Origin of the sequence: Chryseobacterium sp. 2VB (assembly GCF_005503635.1) — a bacterium.
GTDB classification, from domain to species: Bacteria; Bacteroidota; Bacteroidia; order Flavobacteriales; family Weeksellaceae; genus Chryseobacterium; species Chryseobacterium cupriresistens.
The window spans coordinates 162,614-189,389 of record NZ_SCNC01000003.1 but is presented as its reverse complement, the minus strand read 5'-3'; the positions used below and the strand labels follow the sequence as shown (position 1 = coordinate 189,389).

The window sequence follows — 26,776 nt, the reverse complement described above, 5'->3', positions numbered from 1 at the left end:
TCAATGTACAAATCGCTCATTCGTCCGATCCTTTTCAAATTTGATCCTGAAGAAGTTCATCATTTTACATTTTCAATGCTTAAAAATTTTGGATTTCTTACCAAACTGTTTTTACCCAAACCTATTGAAGACAAACGTCTGGAAAGAGAAGTCTTTGGATTGAAATTTAAAAATCCTGTAGGACTGGCTGCTGGTTTCGATAAAAATGCAGTGTTATTTAACGAATTGGGAGATCTTGGTTTCGGATTTGTAGAAATCGGGACGGTAACTCCAAGAGCGCAAGCCGGAAATCCTAAAAAAAGATTGTTCCGTTTGATTGAAGATGGCGGAATCATCAACAGAATGGGATTCAATAATGATGGTCTTGAAGCAGCTATTGAAAAACTGAAATCCAATAAAGGAAAAATAATTATCGGTGGAAACATCGGAAAAAATACAGATACAAGCCCGGAAAACTATACCCAGGATTACTTAGACTGTTTTGAAGGTCTTCATCCTCATGTAGATTACTTTGTCCTGAATGTAAGCTGCCCGAATGTTGGAAGCCACGCCAAACTGGAAGATGTAGACTATCTGAGAGAGCTGATTACGGAAGTGAAAAAAATAAACAAGTCAAAATCTGTACAGAAACCTATACTGCTTAAAATTGCACCGGATTTGAATAACAATCAGTTAGATGAAATTATTGATCTGATCGCAGAAACAAAAATAGATGGTATTGTAGTTTCCAATACATCCGTGAACAGAGAAGGGCTGAAAACGTCTCCGGAAGTTTTAGCACATATAGGAAATGGTGGATTAAGTGGAAAACCCATCCGTGAGAGAAGTACAAAAATGATCAAATACCTTGCTGATAAAAGTAACAGGGCATTTCCAATCATTGGAGTAGGAGGAATTCACTCTGCTAAGGATGCGATGGAGAAGCTGGATGCAGGGGCTACACTGGTTCAGCTATATACTGGATTTATTTATGAAGGCCCGGAACTGATTAACGACATCAATCAGGAATTACTAAAAAGAGCCACCAGGTTACCGAGATAAAATAAAATAGAGTTGATATGACTCTCTTTTTTATTTTGACTTTACAACAGATGCGTTTTTAATATTTACTGTAAGCGTATGGGGTGGAGTGCTTTCGGATTTACCGATTTTATAGATAATCGTTTGTTTATCTTTGGATTTCGTTTTGCTAACGTCATATATATTTTCGCGGCAGCTCTCAGTCAGGAATTCTTCATAGCTTTTATAATTCCAGTCTTTTGTGAAGTAAAGAACCCGGTAGCCTTTCTCTCCATTGCTTGCCCCGCATTGCCCGCAGGCATTAAAATTTGATATTTCCTCAAAATACAGTAAAATCCTGTTCCCGTTTTCTCCTGAGGAATAAGATATTAGCTCGTTTCCACCTGCTTTATTGATGAAATCATAGGTGTTGATTTTCTTGTTATTCGGTAAGTACAGATAATTGTTGAGACGGTAGAGCATCGTATTGCCTGTAAACAATTTTGCAGGCTGAGCTTTTCCATTCAGATAAAAATGTCCGGGAACAGGGTTGGTATTCTGGCTGCTATTTTCAAATACAATAGATTCCTTTGGGGCTAATTTATGGGCTATTTCATCAGTCTTTTCTACCTTCTGAAGAGAGGTGATCTGTTCTTTCAAAAGCTTTGAATTCTGTTTTTGTTTCGCTCCAAAATTATATAGCGACAAATTTCCATAGTAATCATATATTCCGGTAAGAGGGATTTTCTTTTTGTACTTGTTATAATAATACCATCCATCAACATAATGCTGATACTGGTCACAATCTACTATTCCTGTATAGTTGAGTTCTATGGTAATCGGAATTCCTCCGATTTCTCCCGTAAAGGTCTGGGAAGAATCCGTTACTTTCTTTAATTCAACTTTTTGACACAGAGCAAACGTGAGGAAACAAAAAAAGAAGACACTGAAAATTTTTTTCATGGTTGAGTTGTCGTGGATTTTAGTTTTTTTAAATGAAGAAGTGTGCGATGGTATAGATAATCAGTCCTACCAAACCTCCTACCAGCGTTCCGTTGACCCGGATAAACTGCAGGTCTTTCCCTACTTCCAGTTCCAGTTTTTCACTGAGCTCTTTTCCTTGCCAGTTCCCAACGGTAGTACTGATGAGGTTTCCGAATTGATGAGTGTTTTTCAGAATGTATTTATAAGCCGTTACGCGAACCCAATGGTCAATTTTATTCTGAAGGTTTTCATCTGTTTTTAAATTCCGGGCAAACTCATTCAGATTTTTTGAAAGGTAATTTTTCAAAGCGGAATCCTCCTCCTGAAGTTCTTTCATCAATGTCCTTTTAATGGAAACCCAGATATCATTGGAATATTCATCCAGTTTATCATTTTTGAGAAGACCGTTTTTAATCGTTTTAAATTCCTCATCCCATTTCGGATCTTCTTTCAGATCAACGGAAAATTCATGAATTTTCTGAGTGATCAATGCTCTTACTTCATGCTGGGGATCTTCTTCTATTTCTTTGAAAAAATCAGAAAGTCCGTCGGCAATTTTATCAGCAATTTTGTTATCTACAAAAGATGGAATGAACGAATAACTGCCTTTTTTTACTCTCTCCTGGATCATTTCATCGTTTTCAATGATGTATTCTTTGATCTGTTTTGAAAGATTGGTGATGATTCTCTGGTGATCATTTTTTTCCAGTATATAACCGATTCCGTTTCCAACCACTTTGTTAAGCTTGATATCATCCGTCATTTCAGACACCTTTTTGCTGATAAACTGGCTTACTGTAGAATCATCCAGTTTATTGAGAATATCAAGAACAATATCCGAAAGGTTTTTAATCAAAATGTCCTGGCTTTTTTCCTTTGCCAGCCATTCTCCGGCAAAATTGGAAACTTTAAGCTTTTGGATGTAAGGGCGAATATTCTGAGGTGAAAGGAAGTTCCCCACTACAAAATTTCCAAGGTTGTCTCCCAGTCTCTGCTTACTGTTTTCAATCAGATTGGTGTGGGGAATGGGAAGGCCAAGAGGATGCCGGAATAATGCAGTGACCGCAAACCAGTCCGCAAGCGCACCCACCATTGCCGCTTCGGAAAAGGCCCGGACATAGCCAATCCAGTGAGAGTTATCAGACTTCTGTAAAATAGTGGTAACAATGAAAATAACAGCCATCAGGACAAATAATCCGGTGGCAAATGCTTTATATTTTCTAAGTTGTTTTCTTTTTGCTTCGTCATTCATATTCTCAAATTTACTAAATTTGGTTATGAAACCATTCGTGGTTAAAGAATTAAAATTTACTATGAAATTTTTAATTTCAATAACCCAATTAATTATTCTGCAGGCATGTACGCAGAAATATGAACCTATTAAAAAAACTCCTATGGAAAATACACAAGCAAAAAGCAATCCATATTACTCCAGAACAGATACTTCAAAACTCAATGTTTCCAATGAAGAATGGAAAAAAATCCTTGCTCCGGATCTATACGCAATAGCCAGAGAAGCGGCAACAGAAAGAGCTTTTACAGGAAAATATTACGAATTTGATGAGGTAGGAGAATATTATTGTGCGGTATGTGGAAATCATCTGTTCCGTTCGACATCAAAATTTTCCAGCAGCTGCGGCTGGCCGAGTTTCTTTGAAGCTGATAAAGAAGGAGTCTATTATGTAAGAGATCAGTCGTACGGTATGGATAGAGTAGAGGTACTTTGCAAAAGATGCGATTCCCATCTGGGACATGTTTTTGATGACGGTCCGAAACCTACAGGATTAAGATATTGTATGAATTCTGTAAGCCTGGAATTCGTTCCGGATTCTCAAAAATAAATGCTTTAATTCACAAAATCAGGACGTTAAAGTTTCTTAAATAGCGTTAAACTTTGTAGAGTTATAACCCCTTGGTAGTTATGTTTTTATAATTTTGCCCCACTAATTTGGATTTATATAGTATTGAATGAAAGGATTTTATAGCGTATTAGGCCTTGTTTACATGGTGACGACTTCATTCTACATTTCCCCAAAAGTGGTGGCGAAAAGTGAGAATGTGAAAACAACGAAAACTGAAAAAGTAGCTGAAACGAAATCTGAGAAGAACACTGCAGCAGTGTCTTCATCAGAAGCACTGTACCAATCTATTGCATTTGAGCCGGGGCATGAACTGAATTATGAAGTGTTCTCAAAAGCATTGACTGGCTATGAAAATTTAAAAAAAGCAGGATTGCTTACCCAGGACTCGCATTTATTGACTATCTGCGATTTTTCTATGTCTTCTAACACAAAAAGACTTTGGATCATTGACCTCGAAGACAAAAAAGTTCTGTTCAACTCATTGGTAGCACACGGAAAAAATACCGGCGAAGAATTTGCGACGAATTTTTCTAACAAGGAAAGTTCGCTGCAGAGCAGCCTGGGATTTTATATCACGGATGCAACCTATCAGGGTGATAACGGATACTCTCTGAAATTATTGGGAATGGATAAGGGCTTTAATGATGCTGCATACAGAAGAGCAATTGTAATGCATGGTGCGGATTATGTGAGTGATGCATTTGCTGCGATGCACAAAAGAATCGGAAGAAGCTGGGGATGCCCTGCCGTCCCAAGAGAACTGACACAATCTATAATCAATACGATTAAAGGCAAAAACTGTCTGTTCATCTATTATCCTGATCAGAATTATCTTTCTTCCTCAGAATGGTTGAAAGCGTAAGATTAAAAAAGCAGTCATTTTTGACTGCTTTTTAATTTTTGGAAGGAAATTCCACAGTAAATACACTTCCTTTGGATACTTCAGAATTGATAGTCAATTTTCCTTCGTGTATTTCTACAATTCTTTTTACAATGGAAAGACCGATTCCGTTTCCTTTTTCGAAACTCTTATTGGAACCGCGGTAAAAAAGATCAAAAATTTTTGAAAGATCCTTTTCTGAAATACCGATCCCATGATCAATAAAATGGATTTTGATATGTTCCTGTTGGGTTTCTATCTCAATATGACAGCTTTTGTCTGCCGAATATTTACAGGCATTCTCTATTAAGTTGGAAAAAGCAACCTGCAGCAGGTAAGGATTGCCATAAAAATCATAATTGTTTTCATCATCATCTGAGGCATTGCTCATATAATTGATCCCGATTTTGTAACTGGCATTTTTCTGCAGCAATGCAAGCTTGGCTTCTGCCAAAATCTCATCCAGACGTAGATTGGTAAAACTGATTTGTGATACATCATAGCTGGCTCTGGCAAAATCCAAAAGAGCAGAAGATAGTTCCGAAGCATCATTGGCATCCTGCAGGGCATTGTCAATAGAAAGCTTATAGTCATCCAGGGTCACGTTAAGTTCCTTGGCAAGCTCAAGCTCAGCAATTAAGGTAGAAAGAGGTGTCCGGAACTCATGGGAAATAGTGGTGACGAATTGCTTATGATTGTTGAAGGATTTTTCAAGTCTGTTGAAGGTAGAATTAAAAGTTTCCGTTAGTTCATAAATCTCATCTTTTGCTTTGGGAATATCCAGCCGTTTATTAAGGTTGTGCTCTGAAATATCACGGATCTGGAGAATGATATCCTTTAAAGGCTTAAGCGTATAATAGGAAAAAAGAAATCCTATAATAAAGATGATAACAATGGAGCTGATGTAGATGATGATAATATCTTTTTTAAACTCAGAAATATGGGCTTTTCCCGTAACATCAACTGCGCTTCCGATGATATAATATTTTTCTCCGTTGGATGGAAACTGCATGGCAATATACTGACGGTCACCCTGCTGCCAGAATATTCTGTTTTTATGGGACCGGGTAATTTTGTTCAGGTATTTTTCATTGCTTTTGAGAGGAGGAACATCTGTGAAGGTAAGCTCTTTTTTGCTGTTATAAACACTGATGTCTGCTTCATTCAGAAGTTTTTGGTTACGCTGGTGAAGTTCACGGATTTTTTCATCACTGATTCTGGCATCAAATATAAATTCTGAACGCCAGATCACTTTGTATCCCAGCCGGTCATTGAATTCATCTTCTCTGTTTTTTTCAGAAACAAAATAAAGAACGTAGGCAAACAAAAATAGGATGCCTGCCGTAAGGATGGAATAAATGAGTGCTGTTCGGGTTGCTATTTTCATAATTGTGAAGCAAAAATGAATCCTACTCCGGGTTTGGTATGAATCAGTTTATGATCAAAATTTTTATCAATCTTTTTTCGTAAATAAGCAATATAGACATCAATATAATTGGTTCCTGTGTCGAAATGATTTCCCCACACATTTTCGGCAATTTCTTCACGGGTAAGAATTCTTTCGGCATTGCTTACCAGAAATACCAGGAGTTTAAATTCTTTGGGAGTGAGTTCTATTTCCACTCCGTTTCTGAAAACCCTGTTAAATTTCTTATCAATTTTCAGGTCATAATATTCCAGATCGTTCAGATAGGCTTCTTTATTTTTAATTGATCTTCTCTGCAGAATGGCTTTGATTCTCACATAGAGCTCCCTAATCTCAAAAGGTTTCACCATATAGTCATCTGCCCCGGCGTCAAATCCTTCAATTTTTTCATCAATCGTTCCAAGAGCGGTAAGCATGATGATGGGGAGGTCAGGATATTGCTGTTTGATCAGTTTGCACAGATCAATACCACTCATTTTCGGGAGCATAATATCCGTAATGGCCAGATCAAATGTTATTTTATTCAGCAGGACAATCGCATCTTCTGCATCTTCCGAAATATAAACCTGATATTGCTGGCTTTCCAGCCCTCTTTTCAAAAGGCTTGAAACGCGTGAATTATCTTCTACAATTAAAATTTTCATAAAGAAATACGATGAATAAGGGTGTTGGTTTTCAAGCGTTTTTTTGATTTTAAAAGCCTGACTTTCATTTATTCCCAAAGCACTGTACAAAGGTATTTTATATTTTTCTTTTATCAGAAAACATTCCCCCTTTTAATAGTTTTCTATAAGGTTTCTAATAGATTTCTAATACCTGTCGGCCTTTTAGCAATCTAATTTTGTCCCGTTGAAATCAACAAAAGATAAGAATAGAAAAATATGAAGACTACCTCTTTCAAAACAGCAATTGCGTTGTTTTCCTTATTAGGACTTATGGGGAAATTAGAAGCCCAGAAAAAAAATGATTTTAATAATCCCGGATTGACTCATTATTTCAATGAAGATCACTCAAGATATATTTCCTTTAGCGGATATGCAGAATTGTGGGCCAGATATACCCAGCTTAACCCTGGAAGCCTTGTCAATAACGAAGCAAAATCAGACCTGTCTGACCTTTCGCTTAGAAGAGTTCGTGTAAAAATGACTTATAAACCAACAGAAAAGCTGATGTTTGTATTGCAGGGTGGAACTACCAACGTGAATGTCAATGCAAAAGGAAGTAACTATTTTGACCTTTTGGATGCTTATGCTGAATACGCTTTTAATGATAAAATTGCTTTTGGGGCAGGACGTTCTACATGGCGCGGCCTTTCAAGATTTACTACAGGACCTTTGAATACGCTGTTATACGACCTGCCAGCTTATGCAACCTCCAATACGGGAGCAACAGATTATACCGTAAGGGAATTGAGTGCCTATATTAAAGGACAGCTCGGAAGATTTGATTATCGTCTGGTACTGGCTGATCCTTATACCATGGCAACTTCTGATCCGAAACTGAATGTAGCTTCCTTTAGTAAAAACTCCCCCGGAAAAGACTTCTCAGGATATTTCAGATATGCTTTTTTGGACAAGGAAAATATTTCCACTCCCTTTAATGCAGGAACTTATGTAGGGAAGAAGAATGTACTGAGTCTGGGAGCGGGGTTTGATTATATTCACAATGCATTATGGCATCTGGATTCCGGTAAAAATACAGTGAATGATGATATGAAAAGCTTTGCAGTAGATTTATTTTATGATGCACCACTGAATAAAGAAAAAGGAACGTCAATAAGCGCTTATGGGATGGCGATGCATAACGACTACGGACCCAATTATATCCGGTATGTAGGTACCAATAATCCTGCGACTTCTGTAGATGTTACACAAGCGAGTCTGAATGGAGCAGGAAATGCAATGCCTGTTATCGGAACCGGAAATACATATTATGTACAACTGGGAGGAACCCTGCCTTATCTGGACAAAGAAAAGAAAAGTCTTCAGCTTCAGCCTGCCGTAGGAATGCAGCTGTCAGATCTGAAAGGACTTCATGATAATGCTGTGATCTATGATGCAGGAATATCTCTGCTGATGAACGGAATGTCTTCCCGTTTAACCTTTGACGCTCAGAACAGACCTGTTTACACCAATGACCCTTCAAACAATGCCGTAGTTTCTGATCGGAAATGGCAGTTTGTCCTTAAATACAGAATAGATTTTAATTAAAATAAATGACAATGGAAAGAAGAAAATTTTTATTTGGCTCAGTCCAGGCTTCTGCTTTGCTGCTGATCTCAGGAAATATGTTTGCCTCTGCTTTACCCATGTTTAATCCTAAAAAAAAGAAAAAAGTGTACTTCCATTATTTGTTGTTCTGGCTTAGAAAAGACCTTTCCGGGCCTGAAGTAAAAGAGTTTGAAAATTTTTTTGAAGGCCTTAAAAAGCTTCCTTATCAGAAGAATCTCCGTTACGGAAAGCCGGCAGCTTCCAGCCCGAGAAGCGTTTTAGACAGCACATTTACTTATAATGCTTCTATGGAATTCGATAGTCTGGAAGAGCTTGAAGCGTATGGGAAACTTCCTGAACATCTTGCTTTGGTTCAGAAATATAAACCATTCTTTGACAGAATGCTGGTTTACGATACTGTTTATAATTAAAAATAAAAATTTAAATTTATAATGAAAAACATCATTAAGGGCTTAAGCCTTGTTTTAGTAGTAAGTACTGTAGGATTTATGAATGCACAACATAAAAAACACAACCATGTGAGCGTTACTGCGGAGAGCTCCACTGAGTTTATTCCTGCCATAAGATTAATTAATAATCCTGACGGCTCATGCTCTTTTGAGAAAGGGAAAATACCTACTCTTAAACATATGAATACCACAACATTCTGGATGAGCAATAAAACGGAGGAGTGGGAAAAAAATGCACATCCGGCTCCCAGAAGACAATATGTGATTACCATCAAGGGCAATATACGATTTAAAGTAACAGATGGTTCTACTTTTATGATTAAACCGGGAGTAGTTCTTCTTGCAGAAGACCTTAAAGGAACCGGCCACAGCTGGGATATGGTGAAAAGCAAAGAATGGGAGAGACTCTATATTCCGATTGCTGAAAATGCCGATGATTTTTTTATCCCGGATGCTCAATAGTTACAAGTCAATCTCTTTATAAGGGGTATATAATTCGTTATGTTTGAAGCAGTCAGTTTTGGCTGCTTTTTAAATTTTAAAATAAATAAAAAATCCCTGCATGGTTCTCATACAGGGATTTTCAATTATTTAATCTGATTAGCTGAATTTCTTAAATACTACAGTGGCATTATGTCCTCCGAATCCAAAGGCATTACTCAACGCAAAATTGATGTTCTTTTCTTTCGCTTCTCCGAAAACGATATTGATATCCTTAGGAATACTTTCATCAATATTGTGAAGATTAATCGTTGGAGGAATAATTCCATTCTGAATCGCTTTGATTGAAAGAATGGCTTCCACCGCTCCTGCAGCACCCAATAAGTGGCCGGTCATGGATTTTGTGGCACTGATATCAAGGTTTTTACTTCCCTTAAATGCTTTATTGATGGCTGTTAATTCAACCATATCTCCTAATGGAGTGGAAGTAGCATGAGGGTTAATATAATCAATATCTTCCATATTGGCTCCTGCTTCTTTCACTGCCAGCTGCATTGCTTTTATAGCTCCAACGCCATCAGGATGAGGTGCTGTCATGTGGTAAGCGTCTGCAGTCATGGCGGCTCCTGCTAATTCTGCATAAATTTTTGCTCCTCTGGCAACAGCATGTTCATATTCTTCAAGCACCAGGGCTCCTGCACCTTCACCCATTACAAATCCGTCTCTGTCTGCATCGTAAGGTCGGCTGGCCGTTGTAAAATCATCATTTCTTGTCGACATGGCCTTCATAATAGAGAACCCTCCGATAGAAGCCGGAGTGATAGCTGCTTCAGAACCACCGCTGATGATTACTTTGGCTTTTCCCAAACGGATATAATTGAAGGCATCCATCAATGCCGTATTTCCTGTAGCACAGGCAGAAACTGTTGTATAATTGATTCCCTGAAGACCATATTTCATAGAAATCATTCCCGAAGCCATATTGGCGATAAACTTCGGTACAAAGAAAGGATTGAAACGTGGCGTTCCATCTCCAGCAGCGAAATCCATTACTTCTTTTTCAAAAGTCCACATTCCGCCCTGTCCTGTTCCCCAGATGACTCCTGTGTCGAAGGGATCCATTTTTTCAAGCTCCAGACCTGAATCCTGAATCGCTTCCGCAGAAGCATACATGGCATATTGTGTAAACAGGTCACTTCTCTTGATTTCGTTATGATTCAGATATACTTTTGGATCAAAGCCTTTTACCTCACAGGCAAAATGTACTTTAAATTTTTCCGTATCGAAATGGGTAATGAGTCCTGCTCCGCTGACTCCTTTAATACTGTTTTGCCAAAAATCTTCAACATTATTTCCCAAAGGTGTCACAGCACCTAATCCTGTAATGACAACTCTCTTCATATGTAGTTACTATTTTTTAATAGATTAGACTTTCATAAGATAAACCCTGTTTATCCCATGTTTTATTTTAATTACTTCTTTTATCAGCTAATTTTTGCACTGCAATATTATCAATTTTCTTTCTCTGCAGACGAATAATCAATCATATTATTTACTGCATAATAAAAGAATCTGCTCTTTTGAATATAGGATGAGGCTTTTATTACTTTTCCAAAATCATCGTTACTCCCTGTCCACGGGCTGCACAAATGGATATAAATCCTTTCCCACTGCCTTTTTCATGAAGTAATTTTGCCAGTGTTGCGATAATTCTTCCTCCGGTGGCTGCAAAAGGATGGGCGGCTGCAAGGCTTCCTCCTTTTACATTCAGTTTATTTCTGTCTATTGTTCCCAGCGCTTTTTCCAATCCGAACTTTTTGGCCAGCTCATCATTTTCCCAGATTTTTATGGTAGCCAGGACCTGTGCTGCAAATGCTTCATGAATTTCGTAGTAATCAAAGTCTGACAAATTCATACCTGCTTTTTTAAGCATTCTCTCTGCTGCAAAAACAGGAGCTAGAAGTAAATCCTGTTTATTTTCAACATATTCTATTCCTGCCAGCTCTGAAAAAGTGATATAAGCTAAGACGGGAAGATTATTGGCTATCGCCCATTCTTCGCTGGCCAGCAAAACTGCAGAAGCACCATCTGTAAATGGAGTTGAATTTCCTGCCGTTAAGGTTCCGTTTTGCTTATCAAAAGCAGGTTTCAGCTGCGATAATTTTTCAATACTGCTGTCACGTCTCAGATTATTATCTTTATCCAGCCCAAAAGCTGGAGTGATCATATCATCAAAAAATCCCTCATCATAAGCTTTTGCCATGTTCTGATGGCTTTTTAATGCCAGTTGATCTTGTTCTTCTCTTGGTATATTGTAATATTGGGCAGTAATTTCTGTATGTTCACCCATCACAAGACCTGTTTTGGGTTCCTGCCCTTTATAAGGAATGGGCATCCAGTCTTTCAACTTCGGGCTTAGCAGTTGTTTTATTTTTCCAAACGCTGATTTCTCTTTATTGGCTTTGAGCATGGCTTTTCTTAACCTTGGTGAAGACTCAAATGGAATATTGCTCATGGCTTCCACACCGCAGGCAATGCCACAATCTATCTGACCCAGGGCAATTTTATTCCCAATATAAACAGCTGCTTCAATTCCTGTATCACATGCCTGCTGAAGATCACAGGCAGGAGTAGCGGGATCCAGCGTTGTATTCATCACCGTTTCCCTGATGAGGTTGCTTTCGGAAATATGTTTAATGACTGCGCCGCCGGCAACCTCTCCGAGTCGTTTTCCTTTTAAGTGATAACGGTCTATTAATCCGTTCAGAGAAGCAAGCAGAAGATCCTGATTTCCCTGCTCTGAATAAGCGGTATTCATTCTGGCAAAAGGAATTCTGTTGTATCCTACAATAGCCACTTTTTTTGTTTCCATATGGTGTAATTTATGATGGAAGAATATTGAGTTCATGATCAATCATTTGGGCAACCTTATCCAAGGCATGGTTGAGATAACTTTGATCTCCCATTGTTTTTGAAAGCAGAATTCCACCTTCAATAAGCATGATGAACAGGGAAGCATATTGCTCAGCATTGATTTTTTGATCAATTTCACCTTTATTTTGGCCCTCAGCGATAGTAGTTGATATTTTGGTCATCCATTGTGTAAAAGACCTTTTCACCTGAGTTTTTAAAGCAGGAAATGAATCATCAGCTTCCGTAGCAGCATTCATCAGCGGACATCCGCCGTTGGCAAAGACAAACGTCCAGTTTTTTCGGTAAAAATCTATAAATGCATGGAGCTTATCCAATGACGTAGGGAATTCATTGCCAAAGGAGCGGCTGAGGGTTTTACTCAACACGGCGGCATTGTATTTATAAACCTCAATGGCTACTTCATCCTTGTTTTCAAAATTTCCATAAATGCTGCCTTTCGTCAATCCGGTTGCTTGGGTAATGTCTGACAGCGATGTGGAAATATAACCCTTGGTATTAAAAAGAGTTGCTGTTTTCTCAATGATATGCTGTTTTGTTTTTTCTGCCTTTGACATTATAAATGTTTAAATATGATGCAAATATACAAAAATATACCACTCGGTATATTTTATTGAGGACGAATAATTAATTTGAATGTTTTGGATTTAAGTTTTGGCTGAAGCCAATGGATTTTTTTTAAATTAAAAAAACGGACTTTTAGCCCGTTTCTATTGATATTGAATGAATACTTAAATTAGTTTTCCAAAGTAGCATTCAAAGTAATTTCAAAGTTGAATGCGGCGCTTACAGGGCATCCTTCTTCTGCAATTTTCGCAAATTTCTGGAATTCCTCTTCTGAGATTCCCGGCACTTTAGCGGTTAATGTCAATTCAGATTTTGTAATCTTACCAATATTGGGATCAAGGGTAATGACAGAAGTCGTCTTTAATTCTTCAGGATTATAACCTGCCTGAGATAATTCTGCATCCAGTTTCATCGTGAAGCATCCTGCATGGGCTGCTGCCAGTAATTCTTCGGGGTTGGTACCTACACCATCCGCAAAACGGCTGTTGAAAGAATATTGAGTCTGGTTTAAAGTTGTACTCTGAGTTGTTAAATGTCCTTTTCCTTCTTTAATGGTACCGTTCCAAACGGCTGTTGCGTTACGTCTCATAATGTTTGTTTTTTTGTATTTAGTATTGTTGTTTGATTTTGATGTTACAAAGGTATGTCTGTGATAAGGAGTTTTCAATAGATAAAAAGACTTAAATATTGTACTTTTTTCCCGTGTTATAGTTTTTTTTTGAAATTTGCGGGAGTGCTTCCTGTTTTATTGGTGAAAAGGCGGTTGAAATAAGCCGGATCTTCATAACCCAGATCATAAGCAATTTCTTTGACAGGTTTATCCGTATAAAAAAGTAACCTTTTTGCTTCTAATAAAATTCTGTTAATGATAAACTGGTTGGGAGACTCCAGCTTTAAGTTTTTAAATTTATGAGTTAAAGTTTTCGGAGCGATGTGAAGAAGCTCTGCATAATCAGCGACATTATGTTTTTCTCTGAAATGAATTTCCAGATGTCTGCTGAAATCTCTGAAAATATCAAGCTCACTGCCTGGTATTCTGAGCGTATCATTATCCAGATTTTGTTTCTTCCACTTGCGGGTAGCCCTAATGATGATTTGTTTTACATAGGTTCTGATCATTTCTTCTGCGGAAGAATCCTTCCCTTCAAGTTCATCCTGAATATTCTGGAACAGGGATTTTATAAGTGTGGCTTCTGAGTTGTCAAGTTCCACATAAGGAATTTCAAATACATTATGAAAGAGAAGCCCGTCACAAGCCACTTCCTTATCATGGATCTGGATACAGTAGAAATCGCGGTTGTAGAAAAGAAGAATAGATTCATCTTTGCCTTTTTGGATACTCAAATGTTGGTTGGTGAGGAAGAAAAGTGAAGGTTTCTTTGTTTTATAATGATTAAAATCTACTGTAAGTTCATATCCTGAAGGAATAAAAAATACTTTAATATCTGAAGAGAACCGACTTCCGTTGAAATTCTCCAGATTTTCTTCTGAAAATACTTCCAGTCCGAGTCTTTTATAGTGGTCTTCAAAAATAAGCTGTTGCGGCATCCTTTAACTTTAGTTTAAAGATACAAAAAAGCATGATTTGATCCGTATTAAATTATCCAACCTATGATTTCTTATGTTTGATATATAAAATTGAAATAAAAATAAATTGGAAATATGTTTTTACATTGATATTATTTTATCATTTTTACAAAGATTTGTATTGTAACCTAAAAGTATTAACTTTTTTTCATAACTGCCTGTATGAGCGAATTAGAAAATATTCTGAGAGAAATAACTCCACTATCTCCTGAGGATAGTTTTCTCGTGTTTGACAGGATTAAGGCCTCATTTGACTTTCCATATCATTACCACCCGGAAATAGAAATCAATTTTATTTATAAAGGGAAGGGCTACAAAAGAATGGTGGGAGATCATACCGGAGAGATCGGAAATATAGAATTGGTGTTGGTAGGTCCAAATTTACCGCATTGCTGGGCTAATTACAGATGTAAGAACAGAAAGACCCACGAAATTACCATACAATTCAATCAGGATTTCTTTAATCAGTCACTGATGGAGAAAAATATCCTGAAACCTATCAATAATCTTATGAAAGATTCCATCCGGGGAATTCTTTTTTCTACAGAAACTGCCGAGAAACTAAAAGATTCGTTTCTCAATCTTTCAAAGATGAACAGCTTTGAATCTTTCATAGAAATTATGAAGATTCTGAATGAACTGGCTGTGGCAGAGGATAAAACACTTTTATCTTCGTATAGTATTGAACTTGAAACTTTCGCAGATAATGACAAAATGAAAGTGGTTCATGATTTTGTCCATAAAAATTTTGAAAACAAAATTACACTGGATAATGCAGCATCATTGGTGAATATGAGCAATGTGACGTTCAATAGGTTTATTAAAAAAAGAACAGGAAAAACCTTTATCAATTATCTTAACGAGATAAGAATCAGCTATGCTGCACGCTGGTTGATGGAAAAGAATCTGACTGTTTTTGAAATTGCTTTTGAGGCTGGCTTTAATAATATCGCCAACTTTAATAAAGTATTTAAGTCGATCAAAAAGACAACTCCAACCGAATTTAGAGAACAGTTCAAAGGAGTTAAAAAGATTGAATAATACGTTTTAAAAATTTATTTTTTCTTTTTAACATACTATTTTTTGCACTAAAATTCTGTGCAAAAATCTTCTTTTATTTTGTCAGAATATCAGAATAAATCCTCTTTTTTTTAATGTTTGGAGAGTGTTGTATTATGTTGATATATAGGGTTTTAATGTCTTTTAAAATTAATTGCTGAAAAAATAATATCGTTTTATGATAAAATAGTATTATATCAGACTGGTTACAAAATTTAGATTTGTGAATGTGAATTAAATCTTAACAAAACTTTAAATAATTTAATACATAAACGGCAAAATTTTGCTGAAAGAACAATAATTTTTTTTGTATTAAAAAATAAAGTAATGTCATTGATTCTCAATTAAATCTAACGAATCTATACCTTATGAGAAAAGCAGTTATACCCGTTCTGTTTGTTTTTTCACTCACTGCGAATGCACAGGAGAAAAAAACAGCCGATACTACGAAGACAACCAGTATTGAGGAGGTCGTGGTCACCTCTTTGGGGATAAAAAGGCAGGCCCGCTCTTTGACGTATTCCAGTCAGCAGATTGGCGGGGATGAGCTTACAGAAGTGAAAACTCCCAATCTATTAAATTCGATCAACGGAAAAGTTTCCAATGTGCAGATCAACAGAACCAATGGTGTAGGTAGCTCCGTAAGGGTGGTCATGAGAGGAGATAAGTCTGTCAACAGTGCACAGCCACTGTATGTGATTGATGGTATTCCCATTATCAACGGAACAGGAAAATCAGCAGATATCGGACAGTATTCCAATATGCCGGATCCGGGGGATGTATTGAGCTCCATCAATCCTGATGATATTGAAAGCATCAACTTCCTGAAAGGAGCTTCTGCTTCTGCATTGTACGGTTCTGCCGGAGGTAATGGGGCTATCCTGATTACAACTAAAAAAGGACGTGCAGGGAAAAGTTCAATTACTTACAGCTCCAGCCTTACAGTGGACAGGGCTTATAGTCTTCCAAAACTACAGCACAGTTATCTGTCTTATGACCCTTCTGTATCGGGATCACAGCCGGGACAGTCAGTAGAAAGCTGGGGCGCAAAAGGATCTTCTAAAGATTATCTTAAAGACTTCCTTCAGACAGGAACAACTTGGGTAAATAGCCTTTCTTTCCAGTCAGGAAATGAGAGATCAACAAGTTATTTCTCAATCGGAAATACCACCAACAAAGGAGTGGTTCCCATGTCTTATTTTGATCAGTATAACGTTTCTTTCAGAAATTCAAGTAAGTTTCTGGATGATAAGTTAACATTAGATGCCAACTTCATCGGTTCATTACAGGAAAGTAAGAACAGACAGACTCCCGGAGCATCTTTTTCTCCTTTGACGAGTTTGTACTGGTTGCCAAGAGGAGTAGATTTTGATCAGTATGGTCCAGATAATTACACTTATTTAAATAAAGAAAGATTTTTACCTGCTCAAAACTGGTGGGAGGTTAATCCGGATGGAAGTTTTAAAGGAAACCCACCAACACAGAACCCTTATTGGATTTTAAACCGTAATCCTGTTACTGTAAGCAATAAAAATACCTATGGAGCGCTTTCATTATCTTACCAGATCAATCCTTGGTTAACGGCAAGAGTGAGAGGAAATTATAGCTGGAATATTTCAGACAGTCAGCGTGATATTGCTGCTTTTTCAGCACCTACTTTACTGGCTGTTAAGGAAGGAATTAATGGAAGAATTCTTAAGAATACCTATGAAAACTCTTCAACATATGGGGACGTGTTGCTTATCGGTAGTCCTAAAATTAGTGAGTCTTTCTCTTTAGATTTTACGTTAGGAGGAAGTATCAATACAACAAGAAATAAAATAGGACAAATTGATAACGCATATCTGACAAACCCTAACCTTTTCACTGTGAGTAATCTTGAATGGGGTAAAAAAAGATCCCCTGGTGATGGATATCATAATATCTATACCAATATGAAGAAGCAGGTACAATCTGTATTTGCAAGTGCTACAGTAGGGTATAAAAATATGTTTTATGTGGACATGACTTTTAGAAATGACTGGGATTCCAGTCTGGCCTTAACAGGGAGAACGGGATTTGACTATGAATCTGTAGGAGCTAATGCTGTGTTATCTTCTGTTTTCAAACTTCCGGAAGTCATTAGTTTCTGGAAAGTAAGAGGATCTTATGCAACGGTAGGATTAGGGTTGCCTACCAATATTTCCAATGCTATGATTGAATATAATAAAGGATATACTGTTGGTGTAGATGCGGGAACACTTGTGTTTCCAAAGAGTTCATTCATTACTGATCCTAAGTATAAAGACCTGTTTCCGAAACCTGAATTTAATAAAACTTTTGAAGTTGGAACAGAGCTAAGGATGTTTAGTAATAAATTAAGTTTTGATATTACTTACTACAACTCCAATACGAGTAATCAATTGTTAGAAACAAAAATAGATTCTTATTTCGGAGGAATAGCTCCTGGATCATATTATATCAACGCAGGAAAAATCCGAAATACAGGTTTTGAATCTTCATTGTCATATAAGGTCTTCAGTTCAGAAAAATTTGGATGGACAACTACATTAAATGCATCGGCTAACAAAAATACTATTGTTGAATTATTTCCACCAAGCTTACCTATATCAGAAAACCAACTTTTCTCATTAACAGGTGGAGGGGAATACACCAAACTGAAATTGGGAGGATCTTTCGGTGATCTTTACGGAATCAAGTTCAAAAGAGACGATCAGGGACGTATTTTAGTGAATGAAAAAGGAATCCCATTAGCAGAAGGTACTCCTTCTTATCTTGGCAATCCGAATCCTAAGTTTATTATGGGATTCAATAACTCCTTTAATATTGGTAAGCTGGGAATCTCTTTCCTTATTGATGGTAAATTTGGAGGGAAGGTACTTTCCCTTACAGAAAAAGCAAACGATATCTATGGAGTTAGTCAGTCTACAGCTGATGCAAGAGATGCTGGAGGTGTATCTATTCCAAATGCAGTATATGCACCGGGAACACCAAATGCGGGACAGGCTTACACGGGTTTAACCAATGCAAAAGATTACTATAAAGCAGTAGGAACAACAGAAGGGTTTGGAAAAGGTATTGATGAAGCCTATCTGTACAGTGCTACAACAATACGTTTACGCCAGGCTTCCATTTCATATACTTTCGATATTCAATCTAAATATATGAGAAACGCAACCGTAAGCTTAGTAGGAACCAACTTATTTTTCTTCTACAAAAAAGCACCATTTGATCCTGAGCAGGTATCAGGAAATACACCTGGTGGAGTAGGGGTAGATTCATTCGGATTACCGGTTACCCGATCTATTGGATTATCATTAAAAGCTAACTTCTAACTTTTACAATTAAGAAAATGAAAATCAATCATATTAAAATATTGGCATTCGGAGCTGTACTGTTATTTTCTGCTTCAGGATGTACAAATGACTTTGAACAGTATAATCAGGAAAAAGCAGGAGGTCCTGAAAATTTTTACGCTGATTTCATCGCTGTTGTTGATCCGATGAAATCCATGCAGAGAGGATTACAGTCAGATTATCAGCTGTACCCTAACCTTAGTGCAGATATGTACAGTGGAATGTTCAGTACAGCAACACCATTTAATGGAGGGGTAAATAATCTTACTTATTCGATGATGGACGGATGGAATAACAGAATCATTGCCAGACAACAGGATATTTTCAATTACTCCCTTATCATCGATAATACGGCTAAGGAAATCTATAAAGGTGTAGATTTTACAGGAACATTTGCTGTTAAAAAAATTCTGAAAGTTATTACGGCAGCAAGAGTTTCAGACAGTCACGGCCCGGTAGTCTACAGCAAATATGAAAAGCCCAATCCGAATGGAGTTACAGATTTTGATTCTCAACAGGAAGCTTACAATTATTTTATTGCTGATCTTAGCGCAGCTATTAACGATTTGCAGAAAGTAATTGCCATGCCAGCGACACAGAACGTAGAAGATAAATCGGCATTGAAAAAAGCAGATTTAGTATACGGCGGAAATATGGCGCAATGGGCAAAATTTGCCAATTCATTAAAGCTGAGGTTAGCCATGAGAATGAGCTACGCTGATCCTGCGAAATCTAAACAATATGCAGAAGAGGCACTGGCTTCAACAGCAGGATTGATTACGGATAACGCGGACAATGCATTGATCAGCGTAGGACAGTCAGAATTGAGTTTTATCATTTACTCATGGGGAGACTGTTTAATCGGAGCCCCTTTGATGGCATATATGAACGGATATAATGACCCAAGACTTCCAGCATATGCTATTCCGGCATCTGACCCAAGCTTGCAGGGAAAATATATAGGAATCCGCCAGGGAATTGATTTATTAAATGGTAAATCAACATACGGAGGGTTCTCGCAGCCACAGGCAAAATCTGCCAGCGGAGATTATTTTTCCGGTACCGACGGTAAAATGAAATTGTTCACCGCTGCAGAAACGTGGTTCCTGAAGGCCGAAGCAGCTTTAAGAGGATATGCCGGAGCAGGTGACATTCAAACCAACTATACTACCGGTGTTCAGCAGTCTTTCGGGGAATGGGGGAAAAGTGCAAGTGTTGCCACTTACCTTGCTGATACAACCTCTACAGAAGCTCCTTATATTGATCCGAAAAATCCAGACAATAACGTACCTGTTGGAAATCCACAGTTAAGTACCATCACCATTGCATGGAATAACGGTGATACCAACGAAAGAAAATTAGAAAGAATCATTACCCAAAAATGGCTTTCACTTTATCCCAACGGACCAGAAGCATGGGCTGAGCAGAGAAGAACAGGATATCCGGTTCTTTTCAAGGTAAGAAAGAATGACAGCGGCGGAGCCATCAGTACAGAAGCAATGATCAGAAGAATTCCTTTCACTATTGATACCAAAACATCATTATATAATTACCAGCAGGCCGCTCAAATGCTTAACGGTCCTGATACCGGAGGAACAAAACTTTGGTGGGATAAGAAATAAAAATATTCAGAATCACTCATTAGTAAAGAGACATCTCAACATCAGATTTTTATTTGATGTATTCATTAAGGCGGGAGAATAGAGTAGAATCTCCAAAAAATTTATAGTTTCGTTTTTTTAGCCTGAATGTATTTTTGAGATGTTCTCTTTTATTTAGAACCTTATTTTAAATATGGGAAAAAACAACTCCGGAACCCGTAGGATCCAGCCAATTCTCTGGATTTCCACATTATATTTTGCAATGGGTGTTCCCTTTGTAACCATTAATGCGGTTTCGGGAATCATGTATAAAGATATGGGTGTCTCGGATTCGCAGATCACGTTCTGGACAGCTCTTATCCTTTTTTCCTGGACCCTGAAGCCACTGTGGAGTCCGTTCCTGGAAATTTATAAAACCAAAAAATTCTTTGTTGTTTTTACTGAGTTTGCGATAGGAATTCTGTTTGCTCTCATTGCATTAAGTCTGCCTTTACATGATTTTTTTAAATACAGTATTGCTCTTTTTGCGGTAGTAGCATTTTGTGGGGCTACCCATGATGTGGTAGCGGACGGGACCTATATTGGCTTTTTGACCAATAAGGAACAGGCAAAATATATCGGCTGGCAGGGTGCTTTTTACAATCTGGCGAAGATTATCAGTAGTGGTGCTCTCGTTTATTTTGCAGGTATTTTAGAAAAGACAAAAGGCGTAACCCATGCCTGGATGATCATTATGGTGATCTATGCATTGTTGTTTTTTGTATTGGGAGTTTATCACTATTTCATTCTGCCGAAAGAAAACAAGGAAGAAAATAAAGAAGAGAAAACGGCTGGAAACGTTCGTCAGGAACTATTGGAAGTGATTACTTCTTTCTTCACCAAAAAGAAAATTCTGTGGTGTATCCTCTTCATTATACTATATCGTTTTGCAGAAGGATTTGCCATCAAAATTGCGCCTTTATTTTTTAAAGCTCCAAGAACGTCGGGAGGATTAGGGTTATCTACTTCAGATATCGGACTTATTTACGGAACATACGGTTCGGCAGCATTTATCTTAGGATCCGTACTGGCAGGATATTTTATCTCAGCCCGCGGATTGAAAAGATCTCTGATATGGTTATGCTGTGCATTCAATATTCCGTTTGTGGTGTATGCACTACTTGCACATTACCAGCCGTCAGATCTTCTTCCGGTAGGAATTGCTGTGGTCGTGGAGTATTTCGGTTACGGATTTGGTTTTGTGGGACTAATGCTTTACATGATGCAGCAGATTGCACCCGGAAAACACAAAACGGCACATTACGCATTTGCAACAGGGATTATGAATCTTGGCGTAATGATTCCCGGAATGTTCAGTGGAATGATCAGTGACTGGATCGGATACAAAATGTTCTTTATCTGGGTACTGATTGCTACCATTCCTGCATTTTTGGCCACTGTATTCGTTCCTTTCCCTTACCCTGAAAATCAGAAAGAACAACAAATCAATTCATAATAATAAAAAAATAAAAAGTAAAAAATACTTTATGACAGCTCAATCAGTAATGATCCCCTGGCAGGATCGCCCGGAAGGTTGTAATGATATCATGTGGAGGTTTTCCGAAAACCCGATCATTAACAGATACGCGATACCAACATCCAACAGTATATTCAATAGTGCCGTAATTCCCTTTGAGGACGGATTTGCCGGAGTGTTCCGTTGTGATAACAAGGCAGTACAGATGAATATTTTTGCCGGTTTCAGTAAAGACGGAATCAATTGGGATATCAATCATGACCCTATTGAAATGCAGGCAGGAAATACGGATATGATTGAATCCGATTACAAATACGATCCCCGCGTAACTTTTATTGAAGACCGTTATTGGATCACCTGGTGCAACGGATACAATGGTCCTACCATCGGAATCGGATATACTTTTGATTTTAAAGAGTTTTTTCAGTGTGAAAATGCCTTTCTTCCATTCAACAGAAATGGTGTTTTGTTCCCTGAGAAAATCAATGGTAAATATGCCATGTTGAGCCGTCCGAGTGATAACGGACATACGCCTTTCGGAGATATTTATATCAGCTATAGCCCTGATATGAAATACTGGGGGGAACATCGTTGCGTGATGAAAGTAACGCCTTTCGAAGACAGTGCCTGGCAGTGTACCAAAATCGGAGGAGGGCCGGTTCCTATCAAAACAGAAGAAGGATGGCTGCTTTTCTATCATGGTGTGATCAATACCTGCAGAGGATTCAGATATTCAATGGGAGCAGCTTTGCTGGATCTTGAAGATCCTACAAAAGTGTTGTACAGAACGAAGCCTTATTTATTGGCTCCGGCTGAATTGTATGAACTGACAGGAGATGTACCGAATGTGGTTTTCCCTTGTGCAGCATTGACTGAAGGAGACAAAGTAACAGTATATTACGGTGCTGCCGATACCGTGGTTGCGATTGCCTTTGGATATATCTCAGAAATCATTGATTTTATGAAAAAGAATTCAATTTAATACAGTAATATAAAGTTTAGGAAAATAGGTTAATCATCTTAATTTTTCCGTTTGCTGGGAATTTTATAATGGTTTTCCTATTTTTAAACCAACTTTTAAACAAAACAATCTCCGATACCTCTCTTATCATGAAAAAAGAACTGTTAATCTGCTTTTTTACCACCCTGATGTCTGTAGCCAGTGCCCAGCAAAATAAAAACGATGTTTTATCCTGGGTAGATCCTTTCATAGGGACTGGTGGTCATGGACATACATTTCCGGGAGCAACTACGCCATTCGGGATGATACAGCTGAGTCCGGATCAGAATACAAAAAGTGGCGACTGGGACTGGTGCTCAGGATACCACTACAGCAGCAAAACCATCATGGGATTCAGCCATAACCATTTGAGCGGAACGGGATGGGCAGACCTTGGAGATATTCTGGTAATGCCTACCGTAGGACAGGTTAAAATGGTTCCAGGATCTGAAGACAAGCCGGAAACGGGTTACCGTTCAAAATTTACCCATGATAAAGAAATTGCATCTCCGGGATATTATTCCGTAATGCTGGACAGCTATGGGATTAAAGCAGAGCTTACTGCTTCTCCAAGAGTAGGATTTCATAAATATACTTTCCCGAAAAGTAGTGAAGCCAATATCATTATTGATCCTACCAACAAAATCTTCGGAAATATCTACCATACTTTAGTGAGTGTAGAAGGCAATAATAAAATCAAAGGATACTGCTACAGCAATGGCTGGGGAGGTAAACGGTTTGCTTACTTCGTGATGGAGTTTTCCAAACCGTTTAAGTCTTACGGTGTTTATGCTGACGGAAAAATCAAAAATGATGAAAAAATTGCCCTTGCCAAAGATGCCAAAGCTTTTGTAAGATTTTCAACCGAAGATCAGGAAAGCATTGAAGTAAAAGTATCATTATCTCCGGTGAGTACAGAAAATGCACAGGAAAATTTTGATACAGAAGCAACAAATATTGATTTTGCCAAAGCAAAAGAAACCGCTCAAAAGACCTGGAGAGACCTGATAGGAAGATTCCAGGTGACAGGAGGTACAGAGAGCCAGAGAAAAATTTTCTACACGGGAGTTTACCATACCTTCATTGCCCCAAATTTATACATGGACGTGAATGGAGATTATGTGGCCGCTCAGGAAAACATGAATACCAAATGGTTCACCAACTACAGTACGTATTCTTACTGGGACGGATTCAGAGCAACACATCCATTATTGACTATTATGGATCAAAAACATACGAAAGAATTTGCCAACTCTCTGATCAGCAGATATACGGATCGTAAAGATCACATGCCAATCTGGGAGCTTTGCGGATATGATAATTTCTGTATGCTAGGCTATCACAGTGCTTCGGTAATCTGGGATGCCATTTCAAAAGGAGTTCCGGGTATTGATGCAGAAAAAGCATTTGCCGCGATGAAAGATGCTTCTTTAACAGATAAAATGAGCAGCAGCGATGGTGGTGGCGGTCTTAATGATTATATCAAATTAGGCTATACTCCATCAGAAAACGGAGCTTCAGTTTCTGCGACATTAGAATATTCATATGATGACTGGTGTATTCAGCAGCTTGCAGAAAAATTAGGTAAAAAAGAAGAATCGGAAGTCTATAAAAAACGTTCTATGAACTTCCTGAATACCTTCAATAAAGAAAATAATCACTTCTGGCCAAGACAAAAAGATGGGAAATTCTTAGCAGATTTCACCCTTAACGATTGGAAAAAACTTCAGCCACACTGGGTTTCCGGAAACATCTGGGCGTATGATTTTTTTGTTCCTCATCAGATTGACGAAATGATGAATCTGTATGGAGGAAAAAAAGGATTTGAAGAAAAACTGGATAAAACCTTTACAGAAGCGCTTCATATGGAAGGAGAGCAGCACGTAGATATCTCAGGATTCATCGGATCTTTAGGATTCGGGGACGAACCGGGTCATCATGTTCCATACCTGTACAACTATGCAGGAAGTTCTTATAAGACTCAGAAAATGGTAAAATATATCCGTGACAATATGTATGCAGCAAAACCTGATGGAATCGTTAACAATGAAGACTGTGGTCAAATGTCAGCATGGTATATTTTCTCATCATTAGGATTCTATCCTGTGACACCTGGGAAACCTGTATATGCCATCGGAGCACCACAATTCCCGAAGGCTTCTTTAAAGCTTGAAAATGGGAAAACTTTCACCGTGATTGCAGACAAAATATCTGACAAGAATATCTACGTACAGAAAATGTTCCTGAACGGAAAAGAATACAAAAGCTGGGAGCTGAACCACAGCGATATCATGAACGGTGGCGAATTGAGATTCGTAATGGGAAGCAAACCAGTAAAATAAGACTCATAAAAATAAACGAAATAAAAAGTATCAATGGAAAGGAGAAATTTTATTAAAACAAGTGCACTGGCGGGAGCCGGATTGCTGTTTACCCAAAATGTTTTTGCTAAAAATTTAGTACTGGACGATTTTCCTGTTGTCCGTGTTCCTAAAGATAAAAGACATTTTACCAGCGAATCCGTAGAAAGTGCTATTGCAGCGTTTAAAAAGAAAGTAAAAAACAAAGAGCTGAGCTGGCTTTTTGAAAACTGCTTCCCGAATACATTGGATACTACTGTTTACTATACGGAAACCGGAGGAACACCGGATACCTATGTGATCACCGGAGATATTGACGCCATGTGGCTTCGTGACAGTTCCGCACAGGTTTTTCCTTATCTGCAGTTCTCGAAAAAAGATGAAAAACTGCATAAGCTTATCTCAGGAGTAATCCATAAACAAACGACATTCATCCTGAAAGATCCTTATGCGAATGCTTTCTATAACGATGATCAGAAGATCAGTAAGTGGAAAGAATATGACCATACCGATATGAAGCCGGGCACCCATGAAAGAAAATGGGAAATCGACTCGCTTTGCTATCCTATCCGTCTGGCCTACCACTTTTGGAAAACTACAGGAGATACAAAACCTTTTGATGTGAACTGGCTGAAAGGAATCAAACTTACCATGCAGACTTTCACAGAACAGCAGAGAAAAAATGATCTGGGTCCTTACAAATTCGAGCGTACAACGGCTTGGGCAACAGATGGAGTTCCTATGGGAGGATATGGTTACCCAACGAAACCTGTAGGATTGATAAGCTCTATGTTCCGTCCAAGTGATGATGCTACCATTTACGGATTCCTGATCCCTTCCAACTTATTTGCGGTGGTAAGCTTACGTCAGGCTGCGGAAATGGTTGCTCAGATTAAAAATGAAAAAACGTTGGCTCAGCAACTGAACAGCCTTGCTGATGAGGTAGAAGCAGCCATCAAAAAATACGGAATTTACAATCATCCTGAATTTGGAAAAATATATGCTTTTGAAGTAAATGGCTTTGGAAGTTACAACCTGATGGATGATGCAAACTGTCCAAGCCTGCTGGGACTGCCTTATCTGGATGCGGTGAAAGCTGATGACCCTGTGTATTTGAATACAAGAAAATTTGTGTGGTCAGAAAACAACCCGTTCTTCTTCAAAGGTAAGCTGGCAGAAGGAATAGGAGGTCCACATATAGGATTGGATATGATCTGGCCAATGAGTATCATCATGAAGGCACTCACTACCAAAGACAAAAGTGAGATCAGATGGTGTATAGATACCTTGCAGAAAACGCACGGAGGAACAGGCTTTATGCATGAATCCTTCCATAAAGACGACTCCAAAAAGTTCACCAGAGAATGGTTTGCATGGGCCAATACCTTATTTGGAGAATTATTATGGAAAACCTTTAACGAAAACCCGGAGCTACTGACATAGCACACCCTTTTATATGGCTTTTTCATCTGAGATTCCTTCCCGAAAAAGAAGGTGTCAGGGGATTGCTATATAAAATTCAGACAC

General features: G+C 38.1%; 22 protein-coding genes. 13 read left to right on the top strand and 9 right to left on the bottom strand.

Annotation, left to right across the window (positions count from 1 at the left end; genetic code table 11):
- The first annotated feature begins 3 nt into the window (after nucleotides 1–3).
- The gene (locus tag FFS26_RS04895; protein WP_137904436.1) at nucleotides 4–1,041 is read left to right on the top strand and encodes a quinone-dependent dihydroorotate dehydrogenase; all 1,038 of its coding nucleotides are present in this window, start codon (nucleotides 4–6) and stop codon (nucleotides 1,039–1,041) included.
- 30 nt (nucleotides 1,042–1,071) lie between these two features.
- On the opposite strand, the gene FFS26_RS04890 is transcribed toward FFS26_RS04895, so the two are convergent.
- Together FFS26_RS04890 and FFS26_RS04885 are read right to left on the bottom strand one after the other, a co-directional pair.
- Nucleotides 1,072–1,962 carry a hypothetical protein gene (locus tag FFS26_RS04890; RefSeq protein ID WP_137904435.1) on the bottom strand — a complete coding sequence of 297 codons (891 nt, stop codon included), beginning with the start codon at nucleotides 1,960–1,962 and terminating at the stop codon, nucleotides 1,072–1,074.
- A gap of 28 nt (nucleotides 1,963–1,990) precedes the next feature.
- Nucleotides 1,991–3,235, bottom strand: a complete 1,245-nt coding sequence (locus FFS26_RS04885) for a DUF445 domain-containing protein (protein ID WP_137904434.1) — start codon at nucleotides 3,233–3,235, stop codon at nucleotides 1,991–1,993.
- Between the two features lie 142 nt (nucleotides 3,236–3,377).
- On the opposite strand from FFS26_RS04885, the gene msrB reads away from it, so the two are divergent.
- Nucleotides 3,378–3,824, top strand: coding sequence for a peptide-methionine (R)-S-oxide reductase MsrB (msrB, locus tag FFS26_RS04880; RefSeq protein WP_228406425.1), 447 nt, complete (start codon nucleotides 3,378–3,380; stop codon nucleotides 3,822–3,824).
- Between the two features lie 127 nt (nucleotides 3,825–3,951).
- Nucleotides 3,952–4,707: a murein L,D-transpeptidase catalytic domain family protein gene (locus FFS26_RS04875; protein ID WP_137904433.1), complete on the top strand. Its 756-nt coding sequence runs from the start codon at nucleotides 3,952–3,954 to the stop codon at nucleotides 4,705–4,707.
- A gap of 31 nt (nucleotides 4,708–4,738) precedes the next feature.
- On the opposite strand, the gene FFS26_RS04870 is transcribed toward FFS26_RS04875, so the two are convergent.
- Both FFS26_RS04870 and FFS26_RS04865 read right to left on the bottom strand, forming a co-directional pair.
- The gene (locus FFS26_RS04870; protein WP_110008351.1) at nucleotides 4,739–6,112 is read right to left on the bottom strand and encodes a sensor histidine kinase; all 1,374 of its coding nucleotides are present in this window, start codon (nucleotides 6,110–6,112) and stop codon (nucleotides 4,739–4,741) included.
- Nucleotides 6,109–6,795, bottom strand: a complete 687-nt coding sequence (locus FFS26_RS04865) for a response regulator transcription factor (protein ID WP_110008607.1) — start codon at nucleotides 6,793–6,795, stop codon at nucleotides 6,109–6,111. Before FFS26_RS04865 ends, FFS26_RS04870 begins: the two co-directional genes overlap by 4 nt.
- 237 nt (nucleotides 6,796–7,032) lie before the next feature.
- On the opposite strand from FFS26_RS04865, the gene FFS26_RS04860 reads away from it, so the two are divergent.
- From FFS26_RS04860 to FFS26_RS04850, 3 genes are read left to right on the top strand one after another with little or no spacing between them, the layout of a single operon-like run.
- Nucleotides 7,033–8,361: a porin gene (locus FFS26_RS04860; protein ID WP_110008352.1), complete on the top strand. Its 1,329-nt coding sequence runs from the start codon at nucleotides 7,033–7,035 to the stop codon at nucleotides 8,359–8,361.
- An 11-nt stretch (nucleotides 8,362–8,372) separates the two neighbouring features.
- Entirely contained in the window at nucleotides 8,373–8,792 is a 420-nt protein-coding gene (locus FFS26_RS04855) for a Dabb family protein (RefSeq protein ID WP_171006243.1), read from the top strand.
- Between the two features lie 21 nt (nucleotides 8,793–8,813).
- A complete protein-coding gene (locus tag FFS26_RS04850; RefSeq protein WP_227941155.1) occupies nucleotides 8,814–9,293 on the top strand; it encodes a hypothetical protein in 480 nt (159 codons plus the stop codon).
- A 138-nt stretch (nucleotides 9,294–9,431) separates the two neighbouring features.
- Here FFS26_RS04850 and fabF read toward each other — a convergent pair whose 3' ends face one another.
- The 5 genes from fabF to FFS26_RS04825 form a co-directional block, all read right to left on the bottom strand.
- Nucleotides 9,432–10,673: a beta-ketoacyl-ACP synthase II gene (gene fabF / locus FFS26_RS04845; RefSeq protein ID WP_110008354.1), complete on the bottom strand. Its 1,242-nt coding sequence runs from the start codon at nucleotides 10,671–10,673 to the stop codon at nucleotides 9,432–9,434.
- Nucleotides 10,674–10,875: 202 nt separating this feature from the next.
- On the bottom strand, nucleotides 10,876–12,144 hold the full coding sequence (locus FFS26_RS04840) for an acetyl-CoA C-acetyltransferase (protein WP_110008355.1): 1,269 nt from the start codon (nucleotides 12,142–12,144) through the stop codon (nucleotides 10,876–10,878).
- A gap of 10 nt (nucleotides 12,145–12,154) precedes the next feature.
- Nucleotides 12,155–12,760, bottom strand: coding sequence for a TetR/AcrR family transcriptional regulator (locus FFS26_RS04835; protein WP_110008356.1), 606 nt, complete (start codon nucleotides 12,758–12,760; stop codon nucleotides 12,155–12,157).
- Nucleotides 12,761–12,939: 179 nt separating this feature from the next.
- Complete coding sequence (locus FFS26_RS04830) at nucleotides 12,940–13,359, bottom strand: OsmC family protein (protein WP_002982623.1); 420 nt, start codon at nucleotides 13,357–13,359, stop codon at nucleotides 12,940–12,942.
- Nucleotides 13,360–13,475: 116 nt separating this feature from the next.
- Entirely contained in the window at nucleotides 13,476–14,318 is an 843-nt protein-coding gene (locus tag FFS26_RS04825) for a helix-turn-helix domain-containing protein (RefSeq protein ID WP_110008357.1), read from the bottom strand.
- Nucleotides 14,319–14,519: 201 nt separating this feature from the next.
- Between FFS26_RS04825 and FFS26_RS04820 the strand changes: the two genes are divergently transcribed.
- The 7 genes from FFS26_RS04820 to FFS26_RS04790 all read left to right on the top strand — a co-directional run bounded on the left by FFS26_RS04820 (nucleotide 14,520) and on the right by FFS26_RS04790 (nucleotide 26,692).
- Nucleotides 14,520–15,398: an AraC family transcriptional regulator gene (locus FFS26_RS04820; protein WP_110008358.1), complete on the top strand. Its 879-nt coding sequence runs from the start codon at nucleotides 14,520–14,522 to the stop codon at nucleotides 15,396–15,398.
- Nucleotides 15,399–15,784: 386 nt separating this feature from the next.
- Nucleotides 15,785–18,751, top strand: coding sequence for a SusC/RagA family TonB-linked outer membrane protein (locus FFS26_RS04815; protein ID WP_120232472.1), 2,967 nt, complete (start codon nucleotides 15,785–15,787; stop codon nucleotides 18,749–18,751).
- 17 nt (nucleotides 18,752–18,768) lie between these two features.
- The gene (locus FFS26_RS04810) at nucleotides 18,769–20,394 is read left to right on the top strand and encodes a SusD/RagB family nutrient-binding outer membrane lipoprotein (RefSeq protein ID WP_137904431.1); all 1,626 of its coding nucleotides are present in this window, start codon (nucleotides 18,769–18,771) and stop codon (nucleotides 20,392–20,394) included.
- Nucleotides 20,395–20,566: 172 nt separating this feature from the next.
- On the top strand, nucleotides 20,567–21,868 hold the full coding sequence (locus FFS26_RS04805) for an MFS transporter (RefSeq protein ID WP_137904430.1): 1,302 nt from the start codon (nucleotides 20,567–20,569) through the stop codon (nucleotides 21,866–21,868).
- A 31-nt stretch (nucleotides 21,869–21,899) separates the two neighbouring features.
- Nucleotides 21,900–22,871, top strand: coding sequence for a glycoside hydrolase family 130 protein (locus FFS26_RS04800; protein WP_047376309.1), 972 nt, complete (start codon nucleotides 21,900–21,902; stop codon nucleotides 22,869–22,871).
- A gap of 128 nt (nucleotides 22,872–22,999) precedes the next feature.
- Nucleotides 23,000–25,231, top strand: coding sequence for a GH92 family glycosyl hydrolase (locus FFS26_RS04795; protein WP_137904429.1), 2,232 nt, complete (start codon nucleotides 23,000–23,002; stop codon nucleotides 25,229–25,231).
- Nucleotides 25,232–25,264: 33 nt separating this feature from the next.
- Nucleotides 25,265–26,692, top strand: a complete 1,428-nt coding sequence (locus FFS26_RS04790) for a glycoside hydrolase family 125 protein (protein ID WP_110008363.1) — start codon at nucleotides 25,265–25,267, stop codon at nucleotides 26,690–26,692.
- Nucleotides 26,693–26,776 lie beyond the last annotated feature (84 nt).